The 14,042-nt window shown below is 70.2% G+C and carries 14 protein-coding genes; 11 read left to right on the top strand and 3 right to left on the bottom strand.

The genetic code is table 11. The features are described 5' to 3' along the window. Positions 1-2: 2 nt before the first annotated feature. The 4 genes from N4G66_RS36900 to N4G66_RS36885 are packed head-to-tail and all read left to right on the top strand — an operon-like array spanning position 3 to position 2,466. A complete protein-coding gene (locus N4G66_RS36900; RefSeq protein WP_261708683.1) occupies positions 3-218 on the top strand; it encodes an MbtH family protein in 216 nt (71 codons plus the stop codon). 11 nt (positions 219-229) lie between these two features. Then, positions 230-1,477 carry a cytochrome P450 gene (locus tag N4G66_RS36895; RefSeq protein ID WP_261708682.1) on the top strand — a complete coding sequence of 416 codons (1,248 nt, stop codon included), beginning with the start codon at positions 230-232 and terminating at the stop codon, positions 1,475-1,477. Between the two features lie 27 nt (positions 1,478-1,504). After that, positions 1,505-2,245, top strand: coding sequence for an SRPBCC family protein (locus N4G66_RS36890; protein ID WP_261708681.1), 741 nt, complete (start codon positions 1,505-1,507; stop codon positions 2,243-2,245). A 32-nt stretch (positions 2,246-2,277) separates the two neighbouring features. After that, a complete protein-coding gene (locus tag N4G66_RS36885) occupies positions 2,278-2,466 on the top strand; it encodes a hypothetical protein (RefSeq protein WP_261708680.1) in 189 nt (62 codons plus the stop codon). An 89-nt stretch (positions 2,467-2,555) separates the two neighbouring features. On the opposite strand, the gene N4G66_RS36880 is transcribed toward N4G66_RS36885, so the two are convergent. Together N4G66_RS36880 and N4G66_RS36875 are read right to left on the bottom strand one after the other, a co-directional pair. Then, positions 2,556-3,914: an NAD(P)/FAD-dependent oxidoreductase gene (locus N4G66_RS36880; RefSeq protein ID WP_261708679.1), complete on the bottom strand. Its 1,359-nt coding sequence runs from the start codon at positions 3,912-3,914 to the stop codon at positions 2,556-2,558. Continuing rightward, positions 3,911-4,186, bottom strand: a complete 276-nt coding sequence (locus N4G66_RS36875; RefSeq protein ID WP_261708678.1) for a hypothetical protein — start codon at positions 4,184-4,186, stop codon at positions 3,911-3,913. The genes N4G66_RS36880 and N4G66_RS36875 overlap by 4 nt, the downstream gene beginning before the upstream one ends. A gap of 159 nt (positions 4,187-4,345) precedes the next feature. Here N4G66_RS36875 and N4G66_RS36870 point away from each other — a divergent pair, with 159 nt between their 5' ends. The 5 genes from N4G66_RS36870 to N4G66_RS36850 all read left to right on the top strand — a co-directional run bounded on the left by N4G66_RS36870 (position 4,346) and on the right by N4G66_RS36850 (position 9,697). Beyond that, positions 4,346-6,106 carry a DUF885 domain-containing protein gene (locus N4G66_RS36870; protein WP_261708677.1) on the top strand — a complete coding sequence of 587 codons (1,761 nt, stop codon included), beginning with the start codon at positions 4,346-4,348 and terminating at the stop codon, positions 6,104-6,106. Positions 6,107-6,235: 129 nt separating this feature from the next. Beyond that, positions 6,236-6,643 (top strand): DUF5132 domain-containing protein, encoded by a 408-nt coding sequence (locus tag N4G66_RS36865; protein ID WP_261708676.1) that lies wholly within the window; start codon positions 6,236-6,238, stop codon positions 6,641-6,643. Between the two features lie 467 nt (positions 6,644-7,110). Beyond that, complete coding sequence (locus N4G66_RS36860) at positions 7,111-7,860, top strand: thioesterase II family protein (RefSeq protein ID WP_261708675.1); 750 nt, start codon at positions 7,111-7,113, stop codon at positions 7,858-7,860. A 260-nt stretch (positions 7,861-8,120) separates the two neighbouring features. Continuing rightward, positions 8,121-9,263: an alpha/beta hydrolase gene (locus N4G66_RS36855; RefSeq protein WP_261708674.1), complete on the top strand. Its 1,143-nt coding sequence runs from the start codon at positions 8,121-8,123 to the stop codon at positions 9,261-9,263. A gap of 47 nt (positions 9,264-9,310) precedes the next feature. Beyond that, positions 9,311-9,697 carry a DUF5132 domain-containing protein gene (locus N4G66_RS36850; RefSeq protein ID WP_261708673.1) on the top strand — a complete coding sequence of 129 codons (387 nt, stop codon included), beginning with the start codon at positions 9,311-9,313 and terminating at the stop codon, positions 9,695-9,697. A gap of 276 nt (positions 9,698-9,973) precedes the next feature. Here N4G66_RS36850 and N4G66_RS36845 read toward each other — a convergent pair whose 3' ends face one another. Next, a complete protein-coding gene (locus tag N4G66_RS36845) occupies positions 9,974-10,660 on the bottom strand; it encodes a hypothetical protein (RefSeq protein ID WP_261708672.1) in 687 nt (228 codons plus the stop codon). 775 nt (positions 10,661-11,435) lie between these two features. Between N4G66_RS36845 and N4G66_RS36840 the strand changes: the two genes are divergently transcribed. Continuing rightward, entirely contained in the window at positions 11,436-12,458 is a 1,023-nt protein-coding gene (locus N4G66_RS36840; RefSeq protein ID WP_261708671.1) for a glycoside hydrolase family 3 N-terminal domain-containing protein, read from the top strand. Positions 12,459-12,752: 294 nt separating this feature from the next. After that, positions 12,753-14,018, top strand: a complete 1,266-nt coding sequence (locus N4G66_RS36835; protein WP_261708670.1) for an MFS transporter — start codon at positions 12,753-12,755, stop codon at positions 14,016-14,018. Positions 14,019-14,042: the final 24 nt, after the last annotated feature.

Below are 14,042 nucleotides of genomic sequence, written 5' to 3'. Positions count from 1 at the left end.
CCATGACCAACCCGTTCGACGACGAGGACGGCACCTTCCTCGTGCTCACCAACGACGAGAACCAGCACTCGCTGTGGCCGCAGTTCGCGGACGTCCCCGACGGCTGGAGCGTCGCCCACGGACCCGACACCCACGCCGCCTGCCTGGAGTACGTCGAGCGGAACTGGACCGACATGCGGCCCAAGAGCCTCGCCGACGCCATGAACGCCGAGCGGTAGCGCGGCTCGCAGTGAACCTGACCGAAACCACCGACGAGGTCCGCGCCAGCGCGGGCCTCGCCCGGTCCGACGACCTCGCCGCAGCCCTGCTCACGCCCGAGGCCCGCCGGGACCCGTACCCGTACTACGCCCGCATGCGCCGCGAGGACCCGGTCCACCGCAGCGCCCAGGGCATCTGGTACCTCACCCGGTACGCCGACGTCGAGGCGGCCCTGAGCGACCTGCGGCTGTCCAACGACCGGGACCGGATGACCCGCGCCTACAGTGCGCTCGGCGGCGACCTCAAGGCCTTCAGCCGGCTCACCGACCGGCTCGGCCGGGTGATGAGCAACACCGACCCGCCGGACCACGCCCGGCTGCGCAGGCTGGCCAACCGTGCCTTCACCGCCCGGCGCGTCGAAGCCCTGCGCGACGGCATCCAGCGGATCGTCGACCGGCTCATCGACGAGGCGGTCGCGGCCGGGCCGGGCATGGACCTGGTCGAGGCGGTCGCCTCCCCGCTGCCGCTGTCCGTCGTCTGCGAGCTCTTCGGCATCCCGCCCGAGGACCTCCCGCAGGTCAAGACCTGGTTCCACCGCTTCGGCCGGCTGAGCGAGGACATCGACAAGTCCGAGGAGGCGATCGAGCAGTACGAGGAGTACCTCGCCCGGCTCGTCCGCCGCCGCCGGGCCGACCCCGGCGACGACCTCATCAGCGCCCTGGTCGCCACCCAGGCGCAGGACGACCGGCTCACCGACTCCGAGCTGCTGTCCACCTGCTTCGTCCTGATCACCGCCGGCGACGAGACCACCACCCACCTGGTCGGCAACGGCATGCTCGCCCTGCTGCGCCACCCCGACCAGCTGGCCCGGTTGCGCGAGGACCCGATGCTGATCCGCACGGCCGTCGAGGAACTCGCCCGCTACGACACGCCGACCCAGGCGATCGTCCGGGTCGCCGCCGAGGACATCGCGATCGGCGGGCGGACGCTGCGCGAGGGCGAGCTGGCCTACCTGTTCCTCGCCGCGACCAACCGGGATCCCGAGCGCTTCGAGGACGCCGACCGGCTCGACCTGACCCGCCCGGGCAACCGGCACCTCAGCTTCGGCAACGGCCCGCACTTCTGCCTCGGCGGCCCGCTGGCCAAGCTCCAGGCGGAGGTGGCCGTCGGCACGCTGGTCCGCCGGCTCCCGCACCTGCGGCTCGCTGACGGCGCGGTACTCGACTGGCGGCCCAACCCGCTGCAACGGCGGCTCACCGCGCTTCCGCTCACCTACTGACCCATGAACGACGAAGGAGAAGTGACCATGGCCCGAGAGCTCGAGGTCCGCCGGGAACAGGACCTGCCCGCCACGCCCGAACAGGTCTGGGACGCGGTCGCCACCGGCGCCGGCAACCTCGGCTGGCTCTACCCGATGGAGGTCGAGCCGCGCGTCGGCGGAAAGGCCACGCGCGGCGACAGCACCGTCGTGGCATGGGAGCCGCCGCACCACTTCGCGGTTCGGGCCACCCAGGACGGCGGGTTCTCCAACACGCTCACCTACCGCATCGAGCCGGCCGACGGCGGCGCGAGCCACCTGCGGATGGGAATCCACTGGGTGCACACGGGCGTCGTCGACGACACCTGGAACTGGGACACGAAGGCGGACGCGGCCGAGAAGCACGTCGACTTCTACCAGCACTCCCTCCCCGAGTACCTGAGGCACTTCGCCGGCCGCCCCGCCGTCTACGTCAGGGCCGCCCGTGGCGAGTCCACCGAAGACCCCGCCGACTTCGCCGCCCTGTGCCGGCGCCTCGGCCTCGACGACGCGGCCGTCGGCGACCGGTTGTCGCTCGACCTCCCGGGTACGGACGGCGGTTCGACGGAGGTGGTCGTGGACTGGCTGAGCCCCGACTTCGTCGGCCTGCGAGGCCCGGACGCGCTGTACCGGTTCTTCAACGGCAGCTCCTGGAACTGGCCGATCTGGCTGGGCCACCACCTGTTCGCCGAGGACGCGGACGAAGAGCTGGCCACCAAGGCCTGGAACGCCTGGCTCAACGGCGCCTGACCCCGCCGCACGACACGACCGAAGGACCCCTGGTGGAAACACTGCTCTACGCCGCCGAACTCGTCGAGGAAGACGGCACCTACAAACTCGTGGTGCAGGACGTGGTGCGGGACACGGTCCAGGTCACCCCGGTTCCCGAATCCGCGGTGGCCAGGCTCCCGGTATTCCTGTCGGTGCTGAGTTCCAAGCTCGGCTCGGCGTCGGCACGCGGCCGCTGGTAGACCGCTTCCGGATCAATGAGGCCGGTGTCGTCCCGCACATCAACTGCCGGACGGCACCGGCTTTGTGAACGGGCGCTGATGGTCGAACGTCAGCCCATGACGGTTCGAGAGGCGGCACCCTCGGCCAGGGGCCGTCTGCGGGAGAAGGCACCGAGGTCGACGACGACGCCGGTGTGTTCCCCCGTGTACCGCAGCGGATCGTGGTCGTGGTCGTGGCCGGCCTCGACACGGTCGACCAGGGTGGCGAGGAACCGGCCCGCCAGGGGAGCGTTCTTGAACTGGTTGCCGCTCGTGCCCATGGCGACGTAGAAGCCGGCCAGATCGGTGCGGTCGTAGATGGGGGACCAGTCGTCGGCGGCGTCGTAGACGCCGGCGATGCCGGTCGGCCGGTTCGGAACGCCGAGGAGCGGGAATCGGCGTGCGGCCCTGGTCACCTGGGTCTCGAACCGGGCGGGGGTCGGGTGCGGGTTGCACTCGTCGGGATCGTCGAGCCACTCCCTGGGGTCGCAGTCGGGCAGTGTACTGCCGATGAGGAGGTGTCCGCCGGAGGGGCGCAGATAGGTCCCGAGGTCGACATCGGCCACGATCGGGCCGGACGTGGTCCCGGTGCCGCCCGGGCCCGAGATGGTTCCGTCGCCCTGACGGACCGGCGCGGCCACCTGGTGGACCTCCTGGCGCAGCGGGCGCACTCCCACGGTGAACTCTGCTCCGACCCCGGCCGTCCGGTTGAACCCGCCCGACCAGGGCCCGGCGGCGTTGACCACCACCGGTGCCGTGATCGCGGTGCCGTCGGCGAGCCGAACGCCCGCCACCCGGTCCTCGCCGCGCAGCACACCGACGACCGCGCGCCGGAAGAGGAAACGCACCCCGATGCGGGCTGCCGCGTCCGCGAGGTTCTGTGCCGCGAGCTGTGGATCGTCGACGAAGCCCGCGTCGGGTGTGAACAGCGCGCCGAGTTCACCTTCGGGACCGGAGAAGAAGGCATCGTCGAGCAGGGACCTGGGAGGCCCGTAGCGTCCCGCGTCGATACCGGGAATCCGGCTGCGCAGCGTCGCGGCGTCCCAGCGCTCGTACGGCACACCGGCACGCTCGAACAGCGCGACGACCTCCGACGTCCCGGAGCCCGGTGCGTCGAGGAGTACCGCTCCGGTCCGCCGGAACGCCGCCAGACCGGGGCCGCGCACGGTGCCCAGGTGCTCCGCCCATCGTGCCCAGCAGTGCCGGGATTCCCATGCGGTGGCGACCCCGTCCCAGGTCGAGTAGTTGAAACGGATGATCGCGCTCGACGCGCTGGTGGATCCGTGGCCGACGCCGCCGGACTTGTCGACGACCACGACGCGCCGGTCGGTGCGCGCCAGTTCCAGTGCCACCGCGGCACCGATCACACCGGCCCCCACGACGACCGCGTCCGCGCCGGACGGAGGCGTGTCCGCTTGCCCGGCCGTCATCTCTCGGCCAGACCGGACACCACACGCCCGTCCCGCGCCACATCGACCAATGAGGCGTAGGCATAAGGAGCCAGTGAAAGGCCGGACTGCGAGTACGGGTTGAAGCTCGGGGTCCCGGAGGCGGTGGCGATCGTGACGGTGCCGCCCACGACCACAGGAGTGCGCGTCGACGACACGTCGCCGCCGCAACCGGCCGGCACGGCTGACACGACGGCGCCGGCCGCCGCCACGACCGACCGAGCCCTGGGAGACGACACGGTTCGGCGGTGCATGGCGCTCATCGTGCCATCGCGATCGACGGCGTCGGCCGGGCTTTCCCGGGCCGGACGCGAACACGCGGGTCTATTTCCCCCGTCCGAGTGAGGCTGCCCGACGCGCGGTTCACGGCCTCGTTGCTGACGCTGCGTCACCTCAAGGCGCACACTGGCGACATGGTCATCAATCCAGGAGGCTCCCCGGACGACTCCACGGCGCGAGAGATCGACCGACTCGCGACCTCGTACTGGGACTTCCTGCTCGCACGCGAGCCGTCGCTGCGCACGCGCCGCGGGCTGCCGGTCGAGTCGCTGCCGGGGGTGTCCGCGGGGGAGGCCGACGAGCGCGCCGGGTTCGCGGCAGGGGTGCTGAACCGGTTGCGTGCGCTGCGACCGGCGGAGCTGTCCGGTCCCGCCGCCGACACGGCGGGCTTCCTCCGGGCACTGGCCGAACAGGAAGCGGAGGCGGGACGTTTCCACTGGCTCACCCCCACCGCGACGCCGTACCAGCTCTTCCGCCTCCAGCAGTACGGTGACACCGTCTTCCGCCCGTTCCGCTTCGAGCACCGAGCCGACGCGGACCGGTACGTGACCCTCGTACGGGACCTGGCCCGTTGCGTCGCGACGATCGGCGACAAGGCCGCCGGGCAGGCGGAGCGGGGCTTTCACATCCCCGCTCCGGCCCTGACCGGTGTCCACACCACACTCACCCGCCTGCGGGCCTCGTCGGCACGGTACGTCCGGGCGGACGCCGGGCGGCTCACCCGGCTCGACGCGGCGAGCCGGGGGCACCTGCGCGACACGGTGGAGCGGCTCGTGGCCACCGAACTGGAGCCGGCGTTCGACCGCCTCGTCGCCCTCGTGGGCGACCCGCACTACCTCCGGCGGGCGCCGCAGGCCGTCGGCTGGGCCCGCTACCCGGAAGGCGAGGCGGCATACCGGGCCTTCGTCAGGACGTACACATCCGGCGACACACCACCCGAACGCCTCCACGAACTCGGCCGGGAGCACTGCCGCGAACTCGGCGAGCGGATGCGGGAGATGCGCGACACGCTCGGTTTCGCGGGGACGGAGGCGGAGTTCCACGAACGGCTCGCGACCGAGCCGCGCCTGTACGCCACCACCCCGGAGGAGGTCGAAGCCCGCTACCGCGGACACCTCGACCGCCTCACGCCGCTGCTGCCGCGCTGGTTCGCGGTCCTGCCCCGCGCCCCCTACGGCGTGGCCCGCCTCGACCCGGCGCTGGAGGGGTCGATGACGTTCGGCTACTACGAACCGCCGACCGCCACGCAACCGGTGGGACGCTACCGCTACAACGCCTCGGACCTGGCACATCGGTCACTGCTCGGCGCGGCCGCGCTCATCTACCACGAGCTGTCGCCCGGACATCACTTCCACCTCGCCCGCCAGGCCGAGAACACCGCGCTGCCCGACCTGCGACGCGAGCTGGCGGCCTTCAGCGGGTTCGAGGAGGGCTGGGCGGAGTACGCGGCAGGGCTCGCCTGGGAGATGGGGCTGTACGACGACCCGTGGGACGCGTACGGACGACTGGCCCATGAACGGTTCACCGCGCAGCGCCTCGTCGTCGACACCGGCCTCAACCTCGGGACGATGACACTGGAGGAGGCGCGCACCTTCATGCGGGCCCACGCGGCAGCCGAGTCCGAACGGCAGATCACGACCGAGTTGTTGCGCTACGCGACCGATCTGCCGGGGCAGGCGCTGACGTACCGGGCGGGTCATGCGGAGTTCACGGCATTGCGGGCAGCGTGCGAACGCGGCGCCGGCGCCGCGTTCGACGTTCGCGCCTTTCACGAGACCGTGCTGGCCGGCGGCACACTGCCGTTTCCCGCCCTGCGCCGACGGGTGAAGAGAGAACTGCACGGGGCATACGGCCGAACAGACTTCCAGGGAAAGCCGCTCTACTCGAATGAGTGAAGGCCACAGGGAATTGGTAGCCGCTTACCCGTCCTTGGATACTCTCTGTGATGGAGGGTGCGGGTCCGCTGAAGCGGAGTGCGTCCATCCAATCATCGTCTCCTCGACAGAAGAGAAGGATGTTGTGCCATGCCGCCTGTAGTACCTCCTTTCCTGATCGGTCTGATCGCCGTATCCCTGGTGAAGAGGCTGGGCAAGCCCTTGGTGCGAGGGGTCGTCAAAGCGTCGGTGGGCCTGGGAATCGAGGTCAAGAGGGCTGTCCATGAAGCCGGCGAGGGAATCCATGATCTCGCTGCCGAGGCGACTGCCGAGGTGCTCGCAGCCCAGACGACACCGGGAGTCGGACACGGTGTCGGGGCCCCGGAGGACGGCACCACGGGCCGGGCCGGAGCGGCCGCCAAGCCGGCGCCCGTAGCGGCAAAGGCCCACGAGGGACGGACCGGCCGTCAGGCCAAGCCCGTCGGCAAGGCCCGTAGCGACGGTTCGGCCGCTGCCAAGGCCCGTAGCGACGGTTCGGTCGCCGCCAAGGCGCACTGAGTCTGCCCGCCGACTCTCCGTGTGATTCTGGCTCGTCCCGATGTCACGGGCACGTTTTCGTCTGCGTAACCGGTCGAGACTGCCAAGTGCGGGCCGGAGCAATCCCGTTCCTTTCCGCGCGAGTCCCTCCGTGAAAAAGTTGACTTTGTTCCATGGATTCTTCGGCGGACACAGCGGCCGTTCGTCGTCCCGGCCTCTCGCATGCGACCGCCGCGCCACCGGCGACATGGTGGGCTGCGCCGTATCGGCCATCACGACACCCTGATGGAGGCAGGTCAGATGTCTGCGACCGGAACCCCCCTGTATTCCGCGGAACTCATCCAGGAAGGCGGTGCCTGCAGACTCGTCGTGACCGATCGCCGGCGCCACACCGTGCAGCCTGCATACGTATTCACGAGGGCGGTGGAGCAGCTTCCCGCTTTTCTCGCCAGGCTCGGCTCCCTGCACCTGCGCGGGATCCGTCGGCGATGACGGCGACCGACGCGAAGAAGTGGTTCCGTGTTCACCGGCGTGCGGCGGACCCCAGGCTCCGACTGGTGTGTTTCCCGCACGCCGGCGGCACGGCGCAGCTGTTCCACGGCTGGCCCGCGTTGCTGCCGACGGACGTCGAGGTGCTCGCCGTGCGGTACCCCGGCCGCCAGGACCGGCTTGCGGAAGCCTGCATCGAGGACATGGCCACCCTGGCCGACACGATCGAGGACGCACTGCGGCCCTGGCTCGACCGGCCGTTGGCGCTCTTCGGGCACAGCATGGGCGCATGCGTCGCCTACGAGGTGGCCCTGCGGCTGGAGACCCGCGGCATCGTCCCCGAGCACCTGCTGGTCTCCGCACACGAAGTCCCCCGGTGGGCCGAACGCGTCGCGCTGCACGACGCCGACGACGAAACCCTGATCACCCACGTCCGGCACCTCGGAGACCTGCACTCGGAGGCCTACGACATCCCGGAGCTGCGTGACCTGCTGCTGCCCGCCCTCCGTTCGGACTACCGGCTGATCGAGGGCTATCACCCCCAGAATCCGGCTCCGGTCAAGGCGCCGATCACCGCGTACGTCGGCCAGGACGATCCGAGTTGCGCGCTCGACGGGGTCCTCGCCTGGTCCGGCCTCGCCGCCCCGGGCTCCTTCGAGCTGTGCCCGTTCCCCGGGGATCACTTCTACCTCGCAGCCCGGGAGGCCGAAGTGGTCGCGGACGTGGCAGCACGCCTTGCGCGCGCGTGAGGCGCCGGTCGGGCCTGACGGCGAATGCCCGTATCGAGAACCTGGAAGTCCACGGCGCACACGCACAGCTCCCGGACCGTGCGCGGTCGGTTCCTGGCAGGGTCCGTACGGTGTCGGCGGCTGCCCGGCTGTGACGGAAGGCGGGGTCCCGGCACCGCGCATGGCGCCCTCGGGGTTCCCAGGGGACGATGGTCGTACCGGTCGCTGAGACGTGCGGTGTCCCCGGCAGCGGCCGCGAAGGCTGGGACGGAGAAGGGACCATGCGACCGGGAAGACGTGCCGCCGACGCGATACTCCGGCTGCTCAGCCGCGACTGGGCCGGGCTGGGGATCGCTCTGCTGCCGGCGGCCGCGGGTGCGCGGTGTGTATCCAGGGGTGCCGGCCGGCGGATTCTCGGCGGTGTGCTGTGGGCCGTGGCCCTCGCGCTCGGTCTCGGGTCGTTCCGCCATCTGGTGCATGTGGGCCGGATACGCGGGCGGTATCCGCCCCCCGGGCGAATGGTCGACGTGGGCGGCTACCGCATGCATGTCCTGGCCGAGGGAGACGCCGGACCGAGGCCCACCGTGGTCTGGATGCCGGGCGGCCATGCCGGCGGATACGCCATGTACCGGCTGCACGCGCTGGCGCGGGAACGGATGCGTTCGGTCCTGGTGGACCGTCCGGGGTCCGGCTGGAGCGACCCGGGCCCGTTCCCGCGCACGACGGCGGCAGAAGCCGTCGAACTGCTCACGGCGCTGGAACGGGCCGGTGAAAAGGGGCCCTATGTCTTCGTGGGGCACTCGTTCGGGGGGCTGCTCATGGCCAACGCCGCCAGGCGCCGCCCTGACCTGGTGGCCGGTCTGGTGCTGCTCGATCCCACCCCGCCCGATGCCGTCGCCTTCGGCCCGGCGCTTCCGGCCCTGCGACGTGCCCCGAGGGACCAGACCGTCCTCGCGCTGCGTCACCTCTTCGGCCTCCACCCTCTCGCGGGCAAGGAGGAGACACACACCTCCGACGACCCGGCGCAGGTTCTCGCCATGATCGAGCTCAGGACCAAGGCGAGCTGCGCCGCGGCATCGATCCTGCGAGAGCTGTCGCCGGACGGCATCACCAGAGACGGCTGGCAGACGGCCGTACACGACGGCGAGCTCGGCTCGCTGCCCCTCCTCCTCGTGGCGCCACGCGATCTGACGGGCGGTGGCGAGATCTTCGACGCGGTCGACGATCCGGAGGAGAGCGCCCGGGTACGGCACTTCTTCCTCACCGTGAGAGAACGGTTCCTCGCGGCCTCCAGCAGGGGGCGGAGGGTTTACACCCCAGAGGGAACCGGCCACGACTTCCCGGATCGCGTACCGGAATTCGTTGTGCAGGTAGTGGACTCGCTGCTGGACCAGTGCGGGCCGGGGGCGCCGAAGTCGTTTTGATCCCGTTGCGCAGCCACGGTCCGCTCCGCGAGTTTCCGCCCGACCGAATGAACAGCGCCGGCGTCTACGGGCGCATCGGCCAAGGTCCGACTATCGTGTTTTTGGTGGGGGTGAAATTCCTGCCCAGCTTTGTCGGCCAGACGGTATCGGCTCGTGCGGCGTCGGCAGTCGTGCTGTGCACACAAGAAGAGGGTTCACACATGCTCCCTGCTGTTCCTCCCTTCCTCGTCGGCGTGATTGCGGCCCCTCTGGCCAAAAGAGTGGCGAAACCGCTGGTGCGAGGCGTCATCAAGACGTCGGTCGGCCTGACCCTGGAAGTCAAGCGTGCAGTCATCGAGGCCGGGGAGGAGATCCAGGGCCTCACCGCCCTGGCTGCTGCCGAGAAGATGGCGAGTTCGGCTCGCACAGGTGGTGTGGAGTCGGCGGTGAGGTGACGGCGCACGGTGCCACGGCCGGCTGAAGTCCGTCGACACCTCGGCCTCGCCGAGGAACTGCAACGCGGGCAAGAGACCCTGCACAGTCGCGGCGGACTCCGCGACTGGCAGTGGAGGTTGTACCTCTCCCGGGCACCGAACTGCTTCGGATGCAGGTAGAACGGCGGTTCCCACCACTGCAGGCCCTCGGCCTCCGGCACTTCGGTTGCTTCTTTCGTCGGTCAGGGGGCGTGCGCCGCTGAATGAACAGTTGCCGGGCACTCTGGCATGGGGAGGTCAGGGGACGACCGGCCGGCAGGTCGGCGATGCGCGCAGGATCGGGGCCAGCAGCAGGAAGACGCTGACTGCGGCGGTGGCGATCCAGACCGCGTAGCGGGCCATGGTGCCCATGCGGTGTCGGCTGAGGGCTGAGGCGGCGCTGCCGACTGCCGCACCGAGGGCCAGTGCCGCGACCAGGCAGGCCGGGACCATCAGCGCGGGCTCAAGGTGGGCGGGGACAGGGGGCGCGGTCATCTCGCAGAGATCAGCGGCCCCGATGACAAGCGTCACCAGGGCCATCAGACTTGCCGTCACTGCCGCCGTCCACGCCAGGGTGCTCAAGGCGCGGCCGAGCATGTGCCAACGCCGATCGGAGGTGTCGAGCCGGACGGCGCTCGCCAGGGCCGCCGTCATCAGCAGGGCCGGCACGGTGAGCAGAATCGGAACGAGCAAACCGGTGGTGTGCCGGGGCGCGTTGCTGTCCGACCAGTAGAAGAGGTCGAACGCCTCTGTGACGGCTGCTTCCAGAAGCAGCCAGGCCAGCCCGTAGGCGGCGGTCCGAGCCGCGCCGCGTGGCACCCTGAGCACCGGCCACAGGGCCGCCGTCCAGTCCAGGTGCCTGCGGGTGCTCTCAGGCGTACCCGGGAGCCTTCCGTTGAGCGGTATCACCGTGGTGTCCTCCCCGATCCGTGTGCTTGCGGCCACCGCGCCCGCTCGCGAGTGATCGTTCCAGGACACCGCTGTGGGTGCAGCAGCGAAATCCCGTGTCTCACCTGTGGTGATTCGCCTGCGCCCTTCCCCGGTTCCGGGGTGCCCGCAGATGTTCGCCGTTGATCACTTCCCGGAGCCGGTGCCGTTCCCGCAGCTGCGGCCCGCCGCGCACCGCCAGAGCCGCGCACCCGTGATCAACACCGGTCAACTCGGGTCACTCGGAGGCCAGTTGCAGAGCGCGTTGCCTTTGACTGCCTCCGATCGCCTCTGCAACCCGTCCTAACAGGTCGCAGCCGGTTCGGCCCCACACAAGCGCAGGTCAGAAAGATGCGCTAGCTGTACCACCGGTTCCTGGCGAAAGCGGTCAAGTGCGGCATGGGGGAGGCCTTGATGACCCTGGGGGCCGCCTCGGGGCCGGGCGCCGTCCGCGGGCACGTCGCCCCGCACGGACCCGCCGGCGCGCGCCCAGGACGCTCAAAAACCCGTCGGTGCACGCCCCGGCCCAGCGGATATGGGTGCGGGTAGCATGAAGTCGGGAACCGGCTACCCGCTCAAGACGCGAACGGCCCGCAGCAGGCACACTCGGAGTATTTTCATGGCATCGCACCCGTCGCCCGCCCACCGTTCCAGCAGCAACCGATCTGTCTGGCTCGCGTCTTCGCTGGCACTGTCGTTGGCGGCAGTGGGAGTGGTCGGCGTCGAGGTCTCTCATGCCGCCACGAACAGCAAGTTCGCGGCGGCTACGTGCGCCGACAGGACCTTCAGGGCGATGACGGCCCCACAGCGGGTCGGTCAGCTCTTCATGGGCTCGGTCACGCCGTCCGCTCCGGACAGCAAGCGGATCCAGCTCATGCGCCAGTACCACGTCGGCTCGGTGTTCCTGGCCGGGCGGAGCAAGGCCGGGACGACGGCGACGAAGACCCTGGTCGACGGTCTTCAGGCGAAGGCGGACAGTGCGGCAGGACATCGTGTGGGTCTCCTGGTCTCGACCGACCAGGAGGGCGGACAGGTACAGGTGCTGTCCGGCCCCGGGTTCTCGACCATCCCGAGTGCCCTGACACAGGGAAGCTGGACGACGGACAGACTGCGCAGTGAAGCTGCGGTGTGGGCCAAGGAGCTCAAGTCGGCCGGCGTGAACCTGAACCTCGCGCCCGTCGCGGATGTCGTACCGGCCGCCCTGGGCAAGGACAACGCTCCGATCGGTCGGTACGACCGCGAGTTCGGCTACACCGCTGCGACGGTGGCTCCCCACAGTGACGCGTTCCTCGCGGGCTCCGCCCAGTCCGGAGTGCTGGCCACGCTCAAGCACTTCCCCGGACTCGGCAACGTCCGCGGTAACACCGACACCACAGCAAATGTCGTGGACACGGTGACAACGAGCAAAAGCTCGAGCATCACGACGTTCAAGTCCGGCGTCGAGGCCGGGGCGCCGTTCGTCATGATCTCCTCCGCCACGTACAGCAAGATCGACCCGAAGAACCGTGCCGCGTTCTCCTCGACGGTGATCCAGACACTGCTCCGCAAGGATCTGGGTTTCAAGGGCGTGGTCGTATCGGACGACCTCGGGAACGCGGTGGCGGTCAAGGCCGTGTCCCCGGGCGACCGCGCGGTCAAGTTCCTGTCGGCCGGCGGTGACTTGGTGCTGACCGTCGAACCGAACCTGATCCCGGCCATGACCAAGGCGGTGCAGGCTCGGATGACGCAGAGCGCGAGCTTCCGCTGGCAGGTGGAACAGAGCGTCCACCGCGTCCTCAACGCCAAGCAGAAGGCAGGCCTGCTGTACTGCGGCTGACCTGGCCGGTGCGGCGCCTCCTCGTCCTCGTCCTCGTCGGATGCCGTCGGGGTGTGGTGCTCTCGGTGGCGCCGGAGACGGCAGTGCCGGAGCCGGGATGCCGGAGCGTCACTGTCGGCAGCCGTACGAGGTCGGGGCGAAGCTCCGGGGGCCATGGCTCACGGCGAGCCGCCGGAACGGGCTCTGGCCCGGGAATCCAGGTGACCGACGAAGGCGGCGCTGCCTACCATCGGGCGCTGCAGTCCTGTTCTTCCTTTGTCGATCGGTCACCACGTGAAGTCTTTGGTTCCCGGCGTGCTGCGTGATGAACCGCAGTTCGCCCGCCTCTTCGTCGGGCAGTCCCTGTCGGTGGTGGGCGACCGTATGTCGTTCGTGGCCGTGCCTTTTGCCGTGCTCTCGGTGGGCGGGTCCGCCTCCGACGTGGGGCTGCTGGCGGCGGCGGGGCTCTTGCCCATGCTGCTGTTCGCCCTGGTGGGCGGGGTCTGGGCGGACCGTTTCCAGCGGCACCGCATCATGCTGGTCTCGGACCTGGTGCGGTTCGTGGTGCAGGGGATCGCTGCGGTCCTGCTGTTGACCGGCGTTGCCGAGGTCTCGCATCTTGTTCTGCTGATGATCGTGTTCGGCGCGGCGGACGCGTTCTTCATGCCGGCGGCCACCGGACTGATGCCTCTGGTCGTCGGGGCCGACCGATTGCGGGAGGCGAACGCCCTGCGCGGGTTCGTCCAGTCGTCCGGGCTGGTGGTCGGTCCGGCCCTGGCCGGGTTGGTGGTCGCGTCGGCCGGCCCCGGCGGCGCCCTGGCGGTGGACGCCCTGACCTTCGCGGTGAGTGCCGCGGTCCTGGCTCGGCTGAGACCCCGCAGCACGGCGCCGGAGACGGTGCAGCTCGCCCCCGGAGGAAGGTTTCTCGGGGAACTGCGCGCCGGCTGGGCGCAGGTGCGCGGTCGGACGTGGGTGTGGTCAGGCATGGCCGCCATCGCGGTCTACCACGTCGTCGTACTGCCGTCGGTGTTCGTGCTGGGGCCTGTCCTGGCCGAGGACGAGTGGGGCGGCGCGGCAGGCTGGTCGGTCGTGACCGTGGGCTTCGGTATCGGCTCCATCGTCGGAGACGTCTGCGCCTACCGGCTCCAGGTCAGCCGTCCCATGGCGCTGGCCGCCGCGGCGCTTGCCGTGGGCTCCTGCCAGGCACTCATCATCGGGTCCGGCGCGCAGCTCGTTCTGATCGCGATTCTCGAAGCGGTTACCGGCGTCGCCGTCTCCCTCTTCTTCGTCATCTGGGAAACCGCACTGCAGACGCACATACCCGAATCCGCCCTGTCCCGTGTGAGTTCATACGACTATCTGCTGTCGGCAGGGCTCATGCCGCTGGGTCTTGTGCTCGCCGGTCCGGTGTCCGAGTCCCTCGGCGTGCGACCCACGCTGTACGCGATGACCGTCATCGCGGTCCCCGCCGCCCTCGCACTGCTCTGTGTCCCGGCCGTACGGCGCCTCCCGGCCCGTGCTTCGGACGCGGCAAGTGTCGGCGGCGGCATCCACGCCGCCCCGGAAGTCGGCGTGCAGTGAGGCAGGCGGGTCGGCCCGGGGAGC

Source organism: Streptomyces rhizosphaerihabitans (assembly GCF_025399795.1).
GTDB lineage: Bacteria > Actinomycetota > Actinomycetes > Streptomycetales > Streptomycetaceae > Streptomyces > Streptomyces rhizosphaerihabitans.
Note: the sequence above shows the minus strand (reverse complement) of the source record. Positions and strands in the feature narration are given on the sequence as shown.